Here is a 19,553-nt window from a genome sequence, read left to right as displayed (position 1 = left end):
AATCCCCTTTATTTATGGAAGAACTGAACTCCCCATCAAATATCGATCTACTTCACGCGCCACTTCACGGCCTTCATTAATCGCCCATACGATTAAGCTTTGGCCTCTTCTTGCATCCCCTGCGGCAAATACGCCATCGATATTTGTTTGATAATCCCCATATGCTGCGCTGATTTTGTTATTTACAGAATCAACACCAAACTGTTTCAACAGCGGCTGTTCTGTGCCTTCAAAGCCGATAGCGATGAAGACAAGCTGAGCAGGCCATACTTTTTCCGTTCCAGGCAGCTCACGAAACTCGTACTTTCCGTGCTCATTTTTCACTTTTTCCATTTGGATGGTATGAAGCTCTTTCAGCTTGCCGTTTTTATCCGCAACCATTTTTTTCGTTTGAATGGAGTATTCACGCGGATCTCTTCCGAATTTTGCTTCTGCTTCTTCATACGCATATTCAAGCGTAAAGACGTGCGGCTGTTCAGGCCATAGATTGTCATTCGTACGGGCCGGCGGAAGTTTCGGGTGTTTGCCGAATTGGTGTACGCTTTTGGCTTTTTGTCGCAAAGCAGTAGCGACACAGTCAGCTCCTGTATCCCCGCCTCCAATTACGATGACATCTTTCCCTTTGGCATCAATAAATTTCTTGTCTTTAAAGTTAGAATCTAAATAGCTTTTTGTCGCGAGTGTCAGGTAGTCCATCGCGTAATGGACTCCTTTTGAATCGCGTCCTTCAATTAATAGATCCCGCTGTTTTTGCGCGCCTGTGCATAGAATCACAGCGTCAAATTGCTCTTTCAGCTCATCAGCTGTAATATCAACGCCGATTTCTGTGTTTGTGACAAAATCAATGCCTTCTTGTGTCAGCAATTTAACCCGGCGTTCTACAATGCCTTTCTCAAGCTTCATGTTTGGAATGCCGTATGTCAAAAGACCGCCCGCTCTGTCCGAGCGTTCAAACACAGTGACTGAATGCCCCGCTTGATTCAGCTGATCAGCACTCGCTAGTCCGGCCGGGCCTGATCCAACGACGGCCACTTTTTTGCCTGTTCGTTTTTTAGGAATTCTAGGCTGAATCCAGCCGTTCTCAAATCCTTTGTCAATGATAGCTCTTTCGATATTTTTAATTGATACGGCCGGGTCTGAAATCGCTAATGTACATGATCCTTCACAAGGAGCGGGGCATACCCGCCCTGTAAATTCAGGAAAGTTGTTTGTTTTCAAAAGGCGTTCTAATGCTTCTTTCCATCTGCCCCGGTAGACAAGATCATTCCATTCAGGAATTAAGTTGTAAATTGGACAGCCGGATGTAAATCCGTTAATGTCCGCACCGATCTGGCAAAACGGTGTACCGCAATCCATACACCGCGCCCCCTGCCGTTTCGATGCTTCTTCTGAAAAAGGAGCAGAATATTCTTTCCAATCCTTTAAGCGAGTGAGAGGGTCCCGCTCAGCAGGTTTTTCTCGTTTGATCTCCATAAATCCAGTTGGTTTCCCCATGTTCCTCTCCCCTTCCTTACTGAACTACCGCTTGTTTTTGTCCCGATGACGCTGGGTTCTGCTTTGGTTTCGTGTTGGCTTCAAATGCGTACATAACAGCTTCTTCATCTGATAGGCCTGCAGCTTTTTGTTCTTCGATGCTTGCAAGCATTTGTTTATAGTTTTTCGGAATGACTTTGACGAATTTTTTCACGCTGTCTTCCCACTGATCAAGCAGATCTTGTGCTTTTTGGCTGTTTGTATATGCAGCATGTTTTTCAAGCATTGCTTTGACTTGCTCGATTTCTTTTTCATCCCCTAATGATTCAAATAAAATCATCTCAAGGTTGCATTTGCGTTTAAACGCTTTTACATCTTCGGCCAGAACATAAGCGGTTCCGCCGGACATGCCTGCAGCGAAGTTTTTGCCTACATTGCCGAGCACGACAACGCTGCCGCCAGTCATGTATTCACAGCCGTGGTCGCCAATGCCTTCTACCACCACATTCACACCGCTGTTCCGAACGGCAAAGCGTTCACCAGCACGACCGTTAATGTACGCTTCTCCGCTTGTCGCACCGTAGAAAGCTACGTTACCGATAATGACGTTGTCATCTGAAGCGGAATTGAATCCTTCCGGTGACTTGACGATGATTTTTCCGCCAGAAAGTCCTTTTCCGACATAATCATTTGAGTCTCCGTCTAAATAAAGCGTCATCCCTTTAGGAACGAAGGCTCCAAAGCTTTGTCCGGCTGATCCGGTAAACTGCAGCTTAATCGTATCTTCCGGAAGCCCTTCTTCACCATGACGTTTTGAAATTTCACTGCCTGTTATCGTGCCGGCTACACGGTTTGTATTGTTGATTTTAATAGAAACTTCTGCTTCTTTCCCGGACTCGATGGCTTCTTGTACAGCCGGGAGAATCGCCGTCATATCAAGTGATTGATCAATTTTATGATTTTGCGGCGATTGGAACGTCCGAACGCCTTCAGGCTGATAAAGAAGGGTAGACAAGTCAAGCTGACTTGCTTTCCAATGTCCCTTCGCCCGTTCACTTACATTGAGTACGTCCGTGCGGCCGATCATTTCGTCAAATGTCTTGAAGCCTAAGGCAGCCATGTACTCACGAACTTCTTCAGCAATGAACAGCATATAGTTCACAATATGATCAGGGTCGCCCATGAATTTTTTACGAAGCTCCGGATTTTGTGTCGCTACCCCGACAGGACATGTATCCAAATGGCAGGCACGCATCATGACACAGCCGAGTACAACTAACGGAGCCGTCGCGAAACCGAATTCTTCGGCGCCGAGCAAGGCAGCCATCACAACATCTCGGCCCGTCATGAGCTTTCCGTCTGTTTCTAATACAACACGGTCACGGAGTCCATTCAGCATTAACGTTTGATGTGCTTCTGCAAGACCAAGCTCCCATGGCAGCCCTGTATGTTTAATACTGGTTTTCGGAGAAGCGCCTGTACCTCCGTCGTAACCACTGATCACAATGACATCTGCGGTTGCTTTGGCAACACCTGCAGCGATTGTGCCAACGCCTGCTTTTGATACCAGCTTGACGCTGATTCTTGCATCGCGGTTGGCATTTTTTAAATCGTGGATCAGCTGGGCCAAATCCTCAATCGAATAAATATCGTGATGCGGCGGCGGTGAGATTAATCCGACACCTGGCGTTGATCCGCGGACATCGGCAACCCAAGGGTACACCTTGTTGCCAGGCAGCTGTCCGCCTTCACCCGGCTTAGCGCCTTGCGCCATTTTGATTTGCAATTCATCTGCATTAACGAGGTAATGGCTTTTGACGCCGAAACGACCGGATGCAATTTGTTTGATTGCACTTCTTCTGTCATCACCGTTTTCATCTGGAACAAAGCGTTTTGGGTCTTCTCCGCCCTCACCGCTGTTGCTTTTTCCGCCAAGACGGTTCATCGCAATTGCTAAAGCTTCATGCGCTTCCTTACTCAGGGAGCCAAATGACATTGCACCTGTTTTAAAACGTTTGACAATTGATTCAGCAGATTCGACCTCTTCCAATTTCAGAGGCTTCCGGTCTCCGTCAAATGCGAACAAGTTCCGCAAAAATCCGATCCGTTCTTCATCTGCCGCTTTTGTATATTGTTTAAACAGATTGTAATCATTTCTGCGGCATGCCCATTGCAAGATATGAATCGTTTTCGGGTTAAACGCGTGATGCTCTCCGCCGTTTCTCCATTGGAAGTCACTTCCTGGTTCAAGCGTTTTGCTGTAATCATCCTGATACGCTTCCCGGTGACGGCGCTGCGCCTCTTCGGCAATTGTTTTTAAGTCGATACCGCCCAGCTGTGATGCAGTTCCCGTGAAATAGCGGTCAATCACATCGCGGCTGATTCCTACCGCTTCAAAGATTTGGGCGCCTCTGTAGCTTTGTACAGTTGAAATTCCCATCTTAGACATGACTTTTACAACGCCTTCAGTAATGCTTTTTCCATATTTGCTGACCGCTTCTTCATAGCTGAGATCCAAACGTCCTTCATCAATTTCCTGCTTGTAAGTTGCATAAGCCAGATACGGATTAATCGCATCGGCACCATAGCCGATTAATGCTGCAAAGTGATGCACCTCACGCGCTTCTCCGGATTCCACAATAATGCTGACTTTCGTACGCAGCCCTTTGCGGATTAAATGCTGGTGCAGCGCGCTGACTGCCAAAAGCGGAGGAATCGGCGTCAGGCGTTCGTTCATCTTCTTGTCTGATAAAATTAACAGGCTTACACCTTGGCTGATGGCTTTCTCTGCTTGTGTGAACATGTCCTTTAATCCGCGTTCAATATCCTCCGAGAACAGCACATCGATTCTTTGGCTTTTTAAGTCAGGATGAACAATCGTTTTCAAAGCGTAAAATTGTTCGTTGGATAAAACTGGTGTATACAATTTAATCCGGCGAACGTTTCGTTCACTCGGGTGAAGAAGATCGCCTTCTGCACCGAGCCAAGTCATCGTAGATGTCACAAGCTGCTCGCGAATCGCATCAATTGGCGGGTTCGTTACTTGTGCAAACAGCTGCTTAAAGTAGTTGAAAAGTGATTGTGCGCGGTCTGACAGAACAGCAAGCGGCACGTCATTCCCCATTGAACCGAGAGGATCTTTTCCTTCTTTAATCACAGGAATTAAATACTTTTGGATATCTTCATATGTGTACCCGAATGCCTTCTGGCGAGTCAGGAGATCTGTAAACTGTTCTTCCTCTCTTGATTCCGGATCAGGATTCACTTGGACAAGCTCTTCCTCAAGCCACTTTTGATACGGGTACTCAGTTGCAATTTGTGTTTTGACTTCTTCATCCGGGATAATCCGGCCTTCTTCCAGGTCAATTAAAAGCATTTTTCCTGGTTCAAGACGGTTTTTATATAAAATGTTCTCCTGTTCAACTTCAATAACGCCGACTTCAGATGAGAAAATAATATAATCATCTTTTGTTACATAATAACGTGCAGGACGAAGGCCATTCCGGTCAAGAATCGCACCGATTTGTTTTCCGTCGGTAAATGAAATGGCTGTCGGTCCGTCCCACGGCTCCATTAAGGAACTGTGGTACTCGTAGAACGCCCTTTTTTCCTTAGACATGTGCGTATTTTCCGTCCACGGCTCAGGAATGAGCATCATTGCTGTATGTGCCGGTTTGCGACCAGCCATTACAAAAAATTCAAATGCGTTATCTAAAATGGAAGAGTCACTGCCGTCAGCATTGAGAATCGGCAAAATCTTATTTAAGTCCTCACCGAAGCTTTCAGAAACAAATTGCTGCTCACGTGCGCTCATCCAGTTGATGTTTCCGCGAAGGGTGTTGATTTCACCATTGTGAACCAAATACCGGTTTGGATGCGCTCTTTCCCATGTAGGGAATGTGTTAGTGCTGAAGCGTGAATGCACAAGCGCAAAAGCAGAAACGAATGTTTCATCTTGCAGGTCAGAATAAAATGCATCAACTTGTTCAGGTGTTAAAAGGCCTTTGTAAACAATGGTCTGGCTTGAAAGACTGGCAAAATAAAAATCAAGACCTTCCGTGACTCCCCAGTTTTCAGCCTGTTTGCGAATGACATACAATTTTCGTTCAAACGACAAATTGTCCTTCAGATCAGAACTTGCACCGATAAATACCTGACGGACAAACGGGCAGCTCTTCTGTGCCACTGTTCCGATTTTTCCGACATTTACAGGTACAGTTCTCCATCCAAGAACAGCTTGGCCTTCTTGTTCAATCAGTGCATTGATTTGCTTTTCGATTTTTTTTCTTTCATCTTCCTTCTGTGAGAAAAAGACCATTCCTACCCCGTAACGGCCTTTTTCCGGCAGATTGATATCTTTGCACTCTTTTCTAAAGAAAGCATCAGGGATTTGAACCAGTAAGCCGGCTCCGTCTCCTGTATCCGGATCACTGCCTTGGCCTCCTCTATGGTCTAGCTGGCAAAGCATTTTAAGCCCTTGTTTGACGATGTCGTGAGTCTGCTTGCCCTTTAAGTGCGCATATAGGCCGATTCCGCATGCATCATGTTCAAATTCAGGACGGTAGAGACCTTGAGCTTTTGGCATTTGATTGTACGTCATAATTCCTCTCCCCCGATCAATTTCCGATAATACCGGTCATAAAATCTAACAACTCTATTATTATTGTAGGTTTTCAAAACGATATAAACAATATATAATTTAGATCAAAAGAATCTCAAAATGAGATAGATGGATGTGAGACAAAAATGGAGCTGCGCCAACTGCGTTATTTTATGGAGGTGGCTGAACGTGAACACGTTTCAGAAGCCGCTGATCATTTGCATGTGGCCCAATCAGCAATCAGCAGACAAATTGCAAATCTTGAAGAAGAACTAAATGTGACTTTATTTGAGCGTGAAGGAAGAAACATCAAACTCACGCCGATCGGAAAAGAATTTTTGCTTCATGTGAAAACGGCGATGAAAGCCATTGATTATGCGAAAGAACAAATTGATGAGTATCTCGACCCGCATCGCGGAACGGTAAAGATCGGCTTTCCTACAAGCCTTGCGAGCCAGCTTTTGCCGACCGTCATTTCAGCATTTAAAGAAGAATATCCGCACGTCGAATTTTTGCTGCGCCAAGGCTCCTATAAGTTTCTGATTGAAGCTGTCAGAACCCGCGATATTGATCTGGCCTTATTAGGACCGGTGCCGACGAATTTCTCGGATATAACGGGAAAAATTTTATTCACAGAAAAAATTTACGCGCTTGTTCCATTAAATCATCCGCTTGCCAAACAAAAAACGGTTCATTTAATCGATTTGCGCAACGACCAATTTGTATTGTTCCCGGAAGGATTTGTGCTGAGAAAAATGGCAATTGATTCTTGCAAACAAGCCGGTTTTGCTCCTCTCGTTTCTACTGAGGGTGAGGATTTGGATGCGATTAAAGGATTGGTATCCGCTGGAATGGGCGTTACCCTTTTGCCGGAAAGCACTTTTGCGGAAACGACACCTCGTTTTACTGTGAAGATTCCAATTGAGTTCCCTCAAGTAAAACGAACTGTCGGAATCATAAAACCGAAAAACAGAGAGCTTGCGCCTTCTGCGAATGACTTTTATGAGTTTGTTATTCAATTCTTTTCTAAGCTGGAGCAGTATCAATAAAAAATGAACCCGAGCTTCTATATGAAGCTTCGGGTTTTTTGCTGCAATTTAATTTATAGACAAAGATATATCCACATGGCAAACAAACGCTTCCTGATCAATCACAGCTTTGTTTATCAGCTCTTTTCTCTTTTCAGGTTCTTGAAGCTGTACAGAAGAATAATTGACGATTCCGAGCCCGATTTCCGCCCCTTGTGAATCCATCAGCCGAACAACCGATCCGCTTTTGAACTTCCCTTTAATCTTCTGTACACCGTCCAGATATAAACTCGATTGGCCGTTTGTTACTCTTCGTGAATAATCATCTGATACAATCATTTCACCTTCCGGGCCGGAATTAAAAGCGATCCACTGCTCCTTACGATTCAGCGGAAGCGTTCCCTCTGCTTCAAAATAGGTGCCTTCCGCCTTTTCATGTACGGCCTGAAATAAAATATCGCCGGTATCTGCCTGACCAAGAAATCCTTTAATGCCGGATGCCATGACGATTTTAAACGCATCAAGCTTAGAGCGCATGCCTCCCGTACCGACGGAGCTGTCAGTATCACCTGCGCATGCTTCGAGGTCTGGCGTTATTTCACTCACTCGCCGTACTCTTTTCGCTTCTGGATTTGTACGCGGATTGCCATCATATAATCCATCGATATCTGATAAAATCACAAGCATATCCGCATCGATTAATCCTGCGACTTTTGCTGCGAGCGTATCATTGTCGCCAAACTTGAGCCGATTGACAGTCACTGTATCATTTTCGTTTATGATCGGAATGATACCTCGTTCTAGCAGTACATTCATTGTATTCCGAACATTGTTATACCGATATTCATCAGAAAAATCGCTTCTCGTAATTAAAATTTGGGATGCGACATAGCCGTGTGCTAAAAAAAGCTTTGAATAAGCTTCCATCAGCAGGCCCTGACCGATTGAAGCTGAAGCTTGTTTTTCCGGAAGCTTCTCTGGTCTTCGGATAAATCCGAGCTTCCGATATCCCGCCGCCACTGCACCTGAAGAGACCAAAATCACTTCATATCCTGCATCTTTGAGTTTGACGACCTGGTCAACCAACGCTTCTAATTTTCGAATGCTGATTTCACCATGAAGGCTTGTTAAAGAACTGCTTCCAATCTTCACAACGACTCTTTTCATGTCTGTATCAGGCGTCACTTTATCACTCCTGTTAGCAGGGCCGCTGTTTTTTCGATATCGCTGCTGATTTCCTTTGAACGCTTAGCGGCATGCTTAATCGCTTGAGAAATTGCCTCTCCGCCGCCGTTCTTTTTCAAGGCTTGCAGCCCGGCAGCTGTCGTTCCATTCGGTGACGTGACATTGTTTCTTAAGACCTCAGGCTGTTCTCCTGTTTCCATGAGCATTTTTGCGGCACCTAAAAACGTCTGTGCACCGATGCTGCGTGATAACTGTTTATCGAGGCCCGCCTCCTCGCCTGCTTTTTCAATGAATTCCATTAAATAATAAAAATAAGCGGGACCGCTGCCGGCAATTCCGGTGAATATGTCCATTTGGTTTTCTTGAATGGTATAGACTTCACCCATGCATCCAAGCAATACTTCTGCCAGCTTTTTCTGGTCATCTGATACATATTTGCCAAGCGCAATGGCTGTTGCAGAAGCGCCGATCATACTGGATGTGTTAGGCATCACTCTGATAACCGGCTGTTGATTAAGCAATGATTGTTCAATAAAAGAGGTGGTTATGCCGGCAAGGACCGACAATATGAGCTGATGGGGTTGAATACGTGATTTTAGCGATGACAGAGCGCTTTCGACGTCTTTTGGCTTCATTGCCAAAATAAGTACATCCATGTCTTCCATACATAAATCATTCGGCGCTGCGCCTTTGATGCCATAGTGAAGTTCAAGTTCAGCTAATCGCTCTGTATTGCTGCGGTTTGTAACGCAGATGTTTTGTTTCGGGATTTTGTTGGCACGGATGATACCTGATATCATTCCTTCGGCCATAGATCCTGCTCCTATAAAGGCTATTTTCTTTTGATCAAAGATCGGTAACATCTCCTTCGTTCGCTTTTTTGTTCGCATTTCACACGTTTAAAATGTTACCACGTGAGGAAATGATGTCAAGTTTGAAGGTCATCATTGATTTGTATTGTTTCTTTTCGACAATTATGTATAATGAACAGCAGAAAACACCCGATGATCAATGCTGTGCGGGTGTTTTTTCACATTAAAAGTTATCTGAAATCGCTTTTTCAATCAGTTTTTTACAGCGGTCCAGCTCAACCTTCAGCTGTTTTTTATATAGTTTGGCAGCTTCATAGTCTTTGAATTGATAAAGGACGACTTCCTGGAGCTTAGCCCCTTCTTTTTTTACTTTGATTTGCTTTAATATCCCGTCATCAAGAAGCTCATGCAAAGATCGGTATACTTCTGTATGGTTTGGTTTAAAACCAATCTCTTTAAATTCAGAGCGAAGCACTTCAAGCAGCTTTAGTCCGTAGAGTCTCTCTTGCTCTGTCATTGTTATCATATAAAGTTTCAAAAATGCGCGCTGTTTAACCAAAAAGCCAGTTGAACTTCTTTTTTCTTCTTTCATTATTTTCACTCCTTCTTCTGTCAACTGAGCACACTATGTACTAAATATTCAATTTTGTCTTATTGTTTTCCTTCTTTAATGAAAGCTGATAATGAAGAAAATGTATATGGTTGCTGTTTATATGTGTAATGGGACAAAAATGCAACAATGAAAATTTAGTATATAGTTTTATTAGTTAAATGATACTCCTTTTTTCTTCAATTAAAAATAAAAAAGCCTGTCGCAGGACAGGCTTTTGATTTTACGGATTTGTTGACCACAATCCAGCAGTTTTGATGAAAATTCGCGGATCCAGTTTCAATTGTGCCACCATGTACTCCGCAAGATCCTCTGGCTGCATCACTTTCTCAGGATTACCGTCTGTTAAGTTCAGTTCGATCGACATATCACTTGCGACAGTGCTTGGTGTTAACGCGCTGACTCTGATATTGTGTTTTCTCACTTCTTGCATAAGAGACTCTGTTAAACCGAGAACCGCAAATTTAGAAGCACTGTAAGCACTTGTTGCAGCAGCTCCTCTTTGGCCCGCTGTAGATGAAATATTAATGATGTCTCCGGCTTTGCGTTCGATCATTTCCGGAAGCACCGCGCGAGTCACGTGGTACACACCCATTAGGTTGACATTTATAATATTTTCCCACTCGTCAGCTGACAGGTCTAAGAAACCGCCAAATTTGCTGATTCCAGCGTTATTAATGAGGATGTCAATATCACCGAGCTGTTCCTTCACTTGAGCTACAGCTTGATTTACTTCGTCGGCATCTTTTACATCTGCAGCAGCAAATGCAGCTTTTACACCAAGCGCTTTGACTTCTTCAGCCACTTTTTCAACATTTGCAGCAGTCCGGCCGATTAACCCGATATTGACGCCTTCTTTCGCAAGAGCAAGAGCTGTAGCGCGGCCGATCCCTCTGCCTCCGCCTGTAATAAGAGCGGTTTTATTTTGTAAACTTTGCAATTGAAGCACCCTTTCTTTGCTTATCTATGTACGATATCACATTATAAGTAGAATAAATCCAATACGCAAATGAAACGAACTGTGACACCATCATTTCTTCGGATTAAAAAAAACGGAAACAGGGTAATGACAAAAGAAAAAGGAGTGAACATATGGTTATTGTTTATATTAGTCTCGCAGTATTGGCATTTTCTATCATTTTCTTAGGGGTTCATGTGATTCAAAATAAGAAAAAGATTGACCCGACACTGAAAGAACTCACCTCTGTTACGCAGGACATGCAAAAACAAATCGAAGGATTAAAAACGGAAGCCCAGCTGCTGACGCAAAAACAAAAAAGGATTCAGCATGATGTTCAAATGAAAAAAAGTACCTTTCAGCAGACTGTAGCTGAAGTGAAAGAAGTTCCTCAAGCAGTCAAAGAAGTGTGGCAGGCAGGACATTTTAATAGCAGATAAAGATGAATGATATCCCGTTGTTACGACCAGAATGGACAATGGGATATTATTTTTGAGGAGGCTTACAACTTGATGATAAACCGCTGCTGTTTAGAGAAGTTCGCAGAGAAACTGCCTTCTCTCCCTTCTTCCCTTACAAAATCCGATTTGCTTACTGATTCATTTCGTCTCCATCAGGAAAACGAACTTGGCATCTATTATTCACCTCATAATGAATATATCAACCGGGCGGCCTCGATTGTGATTGCCGGAATCACGCCAGGTTTTTCACAGATGAAAACAGCGTATGAAACAGCTGCAGAAAGCCTGCGGGAGGGCCGATCTCTCGAGCAAATGGCGGCAGACACGAAAAAAGCGGCGGGTCTTTCAGGTTCGCTGAGGCATAACCTTATTACCATGCTCAATTTATGCGGGCTTCCTCAAGCTTTAGGCATTCAAAGTGCCGCACAGCTTTTTGGAGACTTGCGGCATATGCTTCATACTACTTCCGTTATCAAATATCCCGTCTTCGTTCAGCAAAAAAACTATACCGGATACAGACCGGCCATCACTCGCTCTCCAATCCTAAGCACCTATGCTTTTGGGCACTTTCCTGCGGAGCTCAATAAAGTGACGGGACCGGCTCTTCTCATTCCGCTGGGAAAAGCAGCCGAAACAGTCTGCGGAACACTGATCGGCCCACACAGCCTCAAGAACCTTTTCTGCCTTCATGGCTTCCCTCATCCATCAGGCGCAAACGGCCATCGTTTGAAACAATTCAGCCAAAACAAAAAGCAATTAGAAAGACAGATTCGTTCCTTTGCCTCCCTAGGGGTCTAAGTTCACTATAGAAATGAGGAAATAAAAGGGATATGATAAACAAAAACACAAACATGGGGAGTGGTGAAATGTTTCCCGTATTAGAAACGGAGCGGCTGACACTTAGGCAAATCACAGATCAAGATGCAGAAGCCATTTTTTCCTGCTTTTCAAACGATGAGGTGACACGCTATTACGGACTAGAAAACATGGAATCTATAGAACAGGCCGTTTCAATGGTCAAAACGTTTGCCGCTCTTTATCAAGAGAAACGCGGTATACGATGGGGAATAGAAAGAAGAAACACTAAAGAATTGATCGGAACAATCGGATTCCATGGTTTGGCTCAAAAGCACAAGCGTGCAGAACTCGGATACGAAATCATTCCAGCGCATTGGCGAAACGGATTTGCATCAGAAGCTATTTCGGAGGTTATATCCTACGGGTTTTCTTCCCTTGGCCTGACGCGTATTGGCGCAGTTGTATTTATCCAAAATAAAGCATCAAATCGACTGCTCGTCAAAAAGGGATTCCAAAAAGAAGGCGTCTTAAGACAATACATGTATCAAAATGGAATCCCTTATGATACAAATGTATATTCTATTTTAAAATCAAATGAATGAACAAATCCTTTCTTTATCTGCATGCAGACCCCCGTCCTTTCACACACACTCTTCTTGGTGACTGCGCCTGCATGTACGTGCAAGACTTGAAGCTCGCTGGCCTAACCTTAGGTCAGCGAGTCCTTGAGGCAGCAGTCAGCCTCTAACACGGGACGATAGATCACATCACAACATGTGGTTCTTCTTTTTCTTGCTCCGCATGAATAATCTGTGATGTCCAATGAGCGCCGGTTACCACCTCAGACAATTTGTTAGGTTTTGGACCAGCGCTAATACTTGCCAAGCTGCAGTTTCACTCGAACCGTTCCATGATGCATAAACAATGGCTGCATCTTCACACAATGGATTTACGGCAATGCTGGGTGGATAAAGCGGCAAACCTACCCATTTGTCCTTAAACGCCCTATATGAAAGATTTTGATCCGGAAACTGCATATCATATAACCAATTCAACGTAGGATCTTTTTCACTATTACCGGTACTCCTATATTCAGAAAGATACGGTTCCTGTCCCCAGCCGACGAATTGATTTCCATTTGATAGTTTCTGAACATTTCCTTGACTTGGAACATACAGCTCTGGACCATGATAATAAGTTCGATCTGCTTTTGCAGTCATGTTATGGAAATCGAGCCGAAGGATTAAACCACGGGCTTCTCCCTCAGGCGGAGAGCTTGAAGAAGCGCAACATGCATCATCAAACAGACTTATCCGAGTTCGAGACCTAAAACGTGCATCCTGTTGCCAAGAAAATGTTGCGTTTGGATCAAAAGTAAAGTCACTTTTTTTGCCACCAAGCTACCTGCCAATCTTTCCTGTTTTCTTATCAACTAAATAAATCGCCCACATATTACGCATGCTTATGAGAAGTGTATTGTCCCGCCTTCCTCAACTGAATTCACGTGGAAACAATCCCAAATATTATGAGAGCTTGCGGCAGATGACGCAGGTAACATTGAGTCTTCAGGATCAACGTGAGCAAGCACACCCCAGAAGAAAAGAAGCTCTCCTGTCTCAAGATCAACTTCCTGAATGGAATAATTGTCAAAATACCCATCTGCCGGACCTCCATACAATGTGAGATCCGCTAGCACTTGTTTCACAGCAGTAAACAAAACGGTATCTTGCTTTGTAATCGTAAACTCGTGGACATCAGAGGTAAATCCCTTTTTGGCGGTGAGTTTCTTAATCACTTTATAATTCTGATTTATAATTTGAAAAAAAGCTCCAGGTTCCAGATCCCCCGCCGGTAGATTAGGATCTGCAGACTGAGTTCCAGATATTGTTCCTTGCCACATGGTAAGAACGGGTTCCCCTTTGTAGGATTGTACTCTAAAGTCCGTATTTTGTGTAAATCGACTATCAAGAGGTCTAAACCAGACTGGGTTAACAGCTTGATCTATGATCAGAGCACCTGTTTGCCCAACCATAGTCGACTCGAACACAGTATAGGGGGCAACGAATATTAAGCCTGGTGCTGTTCCTGGCTTGTTGACATTTATAGAAACCTTCATGGGGTGCAAGGCAGGAGCCGAAACCAAAGTTCTATTCTTGTGAGCTTGAATGATTTGCGGATGCCTCATCACTGCATATCCCCATAAATGGAACGCATAATTCCGTATCGGGGCAAAATCCCGGGTTTTCATCACATAATGATTTGGAAAAGGCAGGATTTTGTTGGCTGAGGTTTTTAAAATAACAGACAATCTCATGATTGCGAACAGGTAAACTGTTCAGCTGGAAAGAGAGCGTAACCTTCTTGTCTACATGCTGATAGAATAAGCCTTGCTTTGTAAACGGAGGCGGATATGCTTGATCCGGCAAGGTAGGAATAATGTCATGGACATTGTAAATACGAATACTATTCTTTACCTTATGATTGAACTGGGATGCAAAGAGAGGGTCAGCGACTCGAGGGCTGCCATACGTATACACAAAAGGATGTTTAAATCGGGTATTCACCGCAATATCAAAAGCAGCTAACACGGCTAAAGCTCCGCCTAAACTATGGCCTGCGACTAATAATCTTTTTGTTGCAGAAAGCTTGGTTAATTCCCCGATCAATTCATTTCTTGTCGATTGATAAATACATGTAAATCCACGATGGGTTTTTCCTGCATGTCTGACAAAAGGATATGGCACTTGATATAAGTCCTGGTCCGACTCATTGTCCTTAAATGTTCGGGTTCCTCTAAAAGTGACAATGATGTGATCTTGTGACTCGGCAATAAAACCAAATACTTCAGATTCCGGCTCCTCAACACCCGCAAGAGCTCGTATCGTATATCGAAGGCTATATCCTTTTGGCAAGACAAGTGGTTCCTTTTCAAAGAGTTGATATGACTGGTAGATCATGGCCGATAACAATATCGAATCCTCACGGTTAAACATATAGTATAAGTTTGAACTATTCATCCACGCAGCTCCTTTCGTATATTCCTAGCATGTTCCTCGAAACGGAGTACACATTTCAGTATCAGGACAAAACCCTGGATTTTTATCACATAATATTTCGGAGAAATCTGGATTCATTTTACTGAGGTATTTAAAATAACAGGCAATCGCATCATTACGCGGCGTATTATTCAACTGAAAAGAGATTGGATACTTTGTTTTTACATGGTGATAGTATAATCCTTCCTCCGTAAAAGGTGGTGGATACTTTTTTGCGGGGAAAGTTGGAAAAGAGTCATGAATATTTACAATTCGCAAACTGTTTTTCACCACTTGATTGAATTGAGAAGCAAAGACAGGGTCACCGATACGCGGACTGCCATACGTATACAAGAACGGATGATTAAACCCAGTGTTCACTGCAATATCAAAAGCAGCTAATGTTGCCAAGGCTCCTCCGTAGTTGTGTCCAGTAACAAACAGTTTTTTTGACGTGGAAAGTTTGTTTATTTGTCTGAGTAAATTGTTTCTTGTTGATTGATAAAGACATGTAAATCCGCGAGAGGTCTTTCCGCCATTTTTAACGTAGGGATAGGGAACTTGAAATATGTCATATGATGCTAAAAGATCCTTAGGATATGCTGCGTATCCTCTAAACGCTATAACGATTTGATCTTGCGACTCAGCAATAAAACCGAATACTTCTTCCGCAGGATTCTCTACGTCAGCAAAACCACGAATGGTATATCGAAGTTTAAAGCCTTCTGGTAAGATAAGTTTCCCTTCTAAAAAGAATGGATATGTCTGATAGCTCATTGCTGCAAGAAATATTGCGGATTTGCTATTAAAAATACTGTTTTCATCCGGAAAATCCATATATACGCAATTCCTTTCTTAATATAGGTAAATATGAGGTTTACGCTACCATATGAATGAAAACCCGGAATTGCTAATGATGGTGATATTAACGGGGATTTTGGTAATGAAACGGGAAAGTTACTTAGTGGAGGAATAACAACAAATGGAACACTACAAGAGCCTTCATCACTACAGCAAGAGTCACCGTAAAACAACAATATACCGTTCGGTACAAGCAGAAACAAGTCTAACACATAACAAATTTGTAATCGTGATCACAATGCCAATTGACAACTCAACAAGATGAAGTGATTTTTGCCAGCGACGATAGCGGCTATGGCCAGCTGCATGCGACAGCAAACAATATCGGTGAAGCTGCACCCGATTCTTGATCAGATTTCACCTCTAAACTTTTATAACATAATGATTGATACAGCATAAACAACAAGTAAAAAAGATGCACAGAAACCTATACATCTCATGTTCATCTGCACTATTCATAAATCCCTTTAATAGTCCTTCTTCTTGTGATAAAACCTCCAAGGAAACAAAATACAGCCGAGCACATCAAAATATAAACAACTTGAGTTTTGTATTCCCACATTGTATGTCCCATTTCTACCCCGTGAATAAAAGTCATATACGCTTGTTGCGGCAGTATCGCACAAAGCGTATTCAACAATGGATGATGCGGAGCAAAAGAAAGAAAACAGCCTGACAATACACATGTGACCACACTGATACCGCTTGACACCAAACTGATGTTTCGGTCCATAACAGAAGCCATAAAGATAGCAAATCCTGTTGCAAGCATGATTAGAACACCCAGTAGCCCAGCAAGAATGTCCAAACGGAAACCAATGTCAGCATGGAAAAATACTTTTGTAATCACGATGGCCAAGTAAGTGGGTATGTATAGACATAAAAACGTAAAGATAAATTGAACAAGCAAATATTTCCCCACATGTACGGGAGACACCAAAATCCTTCTAAAGGTTTTGAGCATTCGGTCTTCTGGATATAACGAAGCTAATGCCACACCTTGCATCAAAACAAGCATTACGATAAAGCCCAAGATATTCGTTCCTGTTCCCCTTTCAGCCCTTAATTCATCCTCTCCCAAGTAGCCGCCTCGCATTTTTCCAGTTTTAAAAAATTGCTGAATTCTCTTTTGATCCGCTTTACTTTTCAACGTGGTTACTTTGTAATCACCTTGATTTTTTTCTACGATAGCTGCATATTTCCCTAACACCAGATCAGAAAACGTCGGCTTCTGATGTACCGCCACCACTCTAATGGCAAATCACTCGGCATATGCTGTACGTCGTCCTGCTCTGTTACAAAAGCAATCGTTTCTTTGAAAATCGGCTTTCCGGAAAACATAATCGCAACACCAACCATCAGAGGGACAATGATCACTGTAATGATGATAATCGCTTTTTTGGTCAAGATTCGCTCCCATCTGTTTTGAAATAGACTCAGCATACATATCCCTCCGACTTACATGTAACATGTGAAACGGCAATACAAATGATTGAAGCAAAAAATAGTCCTGACATAACAGGCAGCAGCATACTGGAATTGTGATCATAAATAAGATGAAATGAACACTCTGTTACCCATTTAACCGGAGAAAGTAGTGATATATGATTGACGACTTCTCCCAATCTATGAATCCCGAAAAAAACGCCGCCAAAGAAAATAAAAAAGGCTATCGGAATTTGCATAAACCCGTTCGCCTGTTCTTCATTTTTGAACAAACTGCAAAACATTGTACCAAAACAACAACCAAAAAATAAAAATACATACAATAAGAGCATCAAATAGGGAAGATGTTGTCCGCCAAAGTTCAAATGAAACATTGTCTGGGCGATCAACACATTCAAACTGTACATGATGACACTAAATATCCAGGTTGATAGTAATTTAGAAAGATAAATATCGGTTGTCGAAACGGGCGCATATACAATACGGAGGTTCGCTTTCTTCACCTTTTCCTCCATAAACGTATTAGAGGCGGTCATAGCGATCAGTGTTGCAGCAAAAACCATCATATTCACTCCATAATAATCATACGAACTGACCTCGCCTGCTCCAAAGCTGTTTTTCGTCACAAAGCCCATGATCAGAATAAGAACGAAAGGAAAGACCGTATTGGCGATCACAAGAACCGGATTCCTTATAATATTCATAAAATCAAACGTTATCAATTTTAACAGACTCATTTTGCTCTCCTAATCTCTTAAATTTCTTCCCGTCAGCTCTAAAAATACTGTTTCTAACGATGCCTCTTTTTTGTTCATGCTTAGGATGCCGCAGCCTTGGGCACCCAATTCTGCTATGATTTCACTCAGGTGATCCTGGTTTTGCTGAACGGTCACTTGTAGTTGATGGTCAGAGAAATCAACTTCTGTCACTCCTTTGATTTTTCTAATAGCGTTTTTATTTAATTTCTGAACATGTGCCAGCTGAAAAGCATATGTCATTTCTTTATTCACTTCTTTGTACAGCTCTTCTTTTGTTCCATTGGCAATGATTCTCCCTTCATTCATGATTATAATGCGATCTGCAATCGCCTCGACTTCATCCATATAATGTGTCGAGTAAATAATGCTAGCTCCTCTTGATTTCAGCTCTTTTATCGATTCCAAAATGTGATGCCGGGATTGCGGATCGATTCCTACAGTGGGCTCGTCCAGGATAATCAATTTCGGTTGATGGGCAATGGCACACGCGATATTTAATCTTCTTTTCATCCCGCCTGAAAACGTCTTAGGCTTGTCATTTTTCCGGTCATATAGCTGTACGAGCTCCAAAGCCTCTTTGACTCGGGCTTTCAGTTCTTCTCCTCTAAGAGAATAAAGACTCGCAAAAAAACGAACATTTTTCTCAGCGGAAATTTCCTCGTAAATCGCGATATCTTGAGGTACAATTCCGATGCCTTTCTTCATTTCCTTTGACCCTTTTTTCACATTGTGGCCCAGTATTGTCACGTTGCCAGAACTGGCCGACAATACTCCGGATAACACGTGTGGTGGTGCTTTTCCCAGCACCATTTGGGCCTAACAAGCCAAGAACTTCCCCCTCTCTCACTTCAAAAGAAATCCCATTTACCGCTGTTTTGTTTCCGTACTGTATTTTCAAATCTTCTACAGCCGCCATGTTGTTCATATATTTCTCCTTTTTACATTCTCCGTTTTGCAAATTCCTGCAATAAATATGTTTTTAAATGATCCCGATTTTGTTCAATGTCAAAATCAGCTGCATTTTCTTCAAAACCATCCTGTTCTTCTCCGTCGAAGCTGTACAGTTTCTTCAATAAAACCCACAATGTTTTCAGCTCTTCCGTAGAAAACCCTTTAAATAGATCGGCCATAAAGTACACTGCTTTTTCACCGCATTCCTCCATAACACGCTTGCCTGAATCTGTAATCTTCACATTCACCGCTCGCTTGTCGCGTTTACTTGGTACAGTAGCGACATAACCTCTTTTTTCAATGCCGCTGACAAGCCTGTTAATGTTTTGTTTTGAAGTGCCTAATTTTTTTGCGATGTTGTTAAATGTCGTTTCCTCTTCCGGTAAATGCAGTATGGCAACCATCGTCATAAATTGTCTTGACGTTAAGCTTTCATAATAATCGTCTCCGCGTGATTGGATTTTGTTTAAAACAGAAAAAAGTGTAGCGTAAGACTGTTGCATTAAAAATAAATCTTTCAGTTCTTTAGAATAATCCATACTCATCCTCCTTGTTAGACAATATATTGTCTATAACA

The 19,553-nt window shown here is 42.7% G+C and carries 15 protein-coding genes and 3 pseudogenes; 4 read left to right on the top strand and 14 right to left on the bottom strand.

Going from position 1 to position 19,553, the window contains the following annotated elements; genetic code table 11:
- Positions 1–12 precede the first annotated feature (12 nt).
- Both gltD and gltB read right to left on the bottom strand, forming a co-directional pair.
- Positions 13–1,494: a glutamate synthase small subunit gene (gltD, locus tag V756_RS0115545; protein WP_024715464.1), complete on the bottom strand. Its 1,482-nt coding sequence runs from the start codon at positions 1,492–1,494 to the stop codon at positions 13–15.
- A gap of 16 nt (positions 1,495–1,510) precedes the next feature.
- Complete coding sequence (gltB, locus tag V756_RS0115540; RefSeq protein WP_024715463.1) at positions 1,511–6,073, bottom strand: glutamate synthase large subunit; 4,563 nt, start codon at positions 6,071–6,073, stop codon at positions 1,511–1,513.
- A 146-nt stretch (positions 6,074–6,219) separates the two neighbouring features.
- On the opposite strand from gltB, the gene gltC reads away from it, so the two are divergent.
- Positions 6,220–7,122, top strand: coding sequence for a glutamate biosynthesis transcriptional regulator GltC (gene gltC / locus V756_RS0115535; protein ID WP_024715462.1), 903 nt, complete (start codon positions 6,220–6,222; stop codon positions 7,120–7,122).
- A 48-nt stretch (positions 7,123–7,170) separates the two neighbouring features.
- Here gltC and proB read toward each other — a convergent pair whose 3' ends face one another.
- The 4 genes from proB to V756_RS0115515 form a co-directional block, all read right to left on the bottom strand.
- On the bottom strand, positions 7,171–8,286 hold the full coding sequence (gene proB, locus V756_RS0115530) for a glutamate 5-kinase (protein ID WP_024715461.1): 1,116 nt from the start codon (positions 8,284–8,286) through the stop codon (positions 7,171–7,173).
- Positions 8,283–9,176 carry a pyrroline-5-carboxylate reductase gene (gene proC, locus V756_RS0115525; RefSeq protein WP_081719874.1) on the bottom strand — a complete coding sequence of 298 codons (894 nt, stop codon included), beginning with the start codon at positions 9,174–9,176 and terminating at the stop codon, positions 8,283–8,285. Before proC ends, proB begins: the two co-directional genes overlap by 4 nt.
- Before the next feature lie 145 nt (positions 9,177–9,321).
- On the bottom strand, positions 9,322–9,690 hold the full coding sequence (rtp, locus tag V756_RS0115520; RefSeq protein ID WP_024715459.1) for a replication termination protein: 369 nt from the start codon (positions 9,688–9,690) through the stop codon (positions 9,322–9,324).
- A gap of 241 nt (positions 9,691–9,931) precedes the next feature.
- Positions 9,932–10,648, bottom strand: a complete 717-nt coding sequence (locus tag V756_RS0115515) for a 3-ketoacyl-ACP reductase (RefSeq protein WP_024715458.1) — start codon at positions 10,646–10,648, stop codon at positions 9,932–9,934.
- 152 nt (positions 10,649–10,800) lie between these two features.
- Here V756_RS0115515 and V756_RS0115510 point away from each other — a divergent pair, with 152 nt between their 5' ends.
- From V756_RS0115510 to V756_RS0115500, 3 genes are all read left to right on the top strand, one after another.
- Positions 10,801–11,106 carry a DUF948 domain-containing protein gene (locus tag V756_RS0115510; RefSeq protein WP_024715457.1) on the top strand — a complete coding sequence of 102 codons (306 nt, stop codon included), beginning with the start codon at positions 10,801–10,803 and terminating at the stop codon, positions 11,104–11,106.
- A 69-nt stretch (positions 11,107–11,175) separates the two neighbouring features.
- Positions 11,176–11,925, top strand: a complete 750-nt coding sequence (locus V756_RS0115505) for a hypothetical protein (RefSeq protein WP_024715456.1) — start codon at positions 11,176–11,178, stop codon at positions 11,923–11,925.
- A gap of 68 nt (positions 11,926–11,993) precedes the next feature.
- Positions 11,994–12,527, top strand: coding sequence for a GNAT family N-acetyltransferase (locus V756_RS0115500; RefSeq protein WP_024715455.1), 534 nt, complete (start codon positions 11,994–11,996; stop codon positions 12,525–12,527).
- A 231-nt stretch (positions 12,528–12,758) separates the two neighbouring features.
- Here V756_RS0115500 and V756_RS1000000124560 read toward each other — a convergent pair.
- The 8 genes and pseudogenes from V756_RS1000000124560 to V756_RS0115465 all read right to left on the bottom strand — a co-directional run.
- Positions 12,759–13,259, bottom strand: a pseudogene (locus V756_RS1000000124560) (arylsulfotransferase family protein); the annotation flags it as partial.
- A gap of 128 nt (positions 13,260–13,387) precedes the next feature.
- Positions 13,388–14,110 (bottom strand): arylsulfotransferase family protein, encoded by a 723-nt coding sequence (locus V756_RS1000000124555; RefSeq protein WP_050585662.1) that lies wholly within the window; start codon positions 14,108–14,110, stop codon positions 13,388–13,390.
- On the bottom strand, positions 14,073–14,942 hold the full coding sequence (locus V756_RS0115490; protein ID WP_024715454.1) for a lipase family protein: 870 nt from the start codon (positions 14,940–14,942) through the stop codon (positions 14,073–14,075). The genes V756_RS1000000124555 and V756_RS0115490 overlap by 38 nt, the downstream gene beginning before the upstream one ends.
- Before the next feature lie 24 nt (positions 14,943–14,966).
- Complete coding sequence (locus V756_RS0115485) at positions 14,967–15,797, bottom strand: lipase family protein (protein ID WP_024715453.1); 831 nt, start codon at positions 15,795–15,797, stop codon at positions 14,967–14,969.
- 475 nt (positions 15,798–16,272) lie between these two features.
- Positions 16,273–17,264 (bottom strand): annotated as a pseudogene (locus V756_RS01000000122555) (ABC transporter permease).
- A complete protein-coding gene (locus V756_RS0115475) occupies positions 17,258–18,004 on the bottom strand; it encodes an ABC transporter permease (RefSeq protein ID WP_024715452.1) in 747 nt (248 codons plus the stop codon). The pseudogene V756_RS01000000122555 and the gene V756_RS0115475 overlap by 7 nt, the downstream one beginning before the upstream one ends.
- 9 nt (positions 18,005–18,013) lie before the next feature.
- A pseudogene (locus tag V756_RS01000000122550) lies at positions 18,014–18,950 on the bottom strand (ABC transporter ATP-binding protein).
- A gap of 13 nt (positions 18,951–18,963) precedes the next feature.
- Complete coding sequence (locus V756_RS0115465) at positions 18,964–19,515, bottom strand: MarR family winged helix-turn-helix transcriptional regulator (RefSeq protein ID WP_024715451.1); 552 nt, start codon at positions 19,513–19,515, stop codon at positions 18,964–18,966.
- Positions 19,516–19,553: the final 38 nt, after the last annotated feature.

The sequence above is a fragment of the Bacillus tequilensis KCTC 13622 genome, assembly GCF_000507145.1.
Lineage (GTDB): Bacteria > Bacillota > Bacilli > Bacillales > Bacillaceae > Bacillus > Bacillus tequilensis.
Note: the sequence above shows the minus strand (reverse complement) of the source record. Positions and strands in the feature narration are given on the sequence as shown.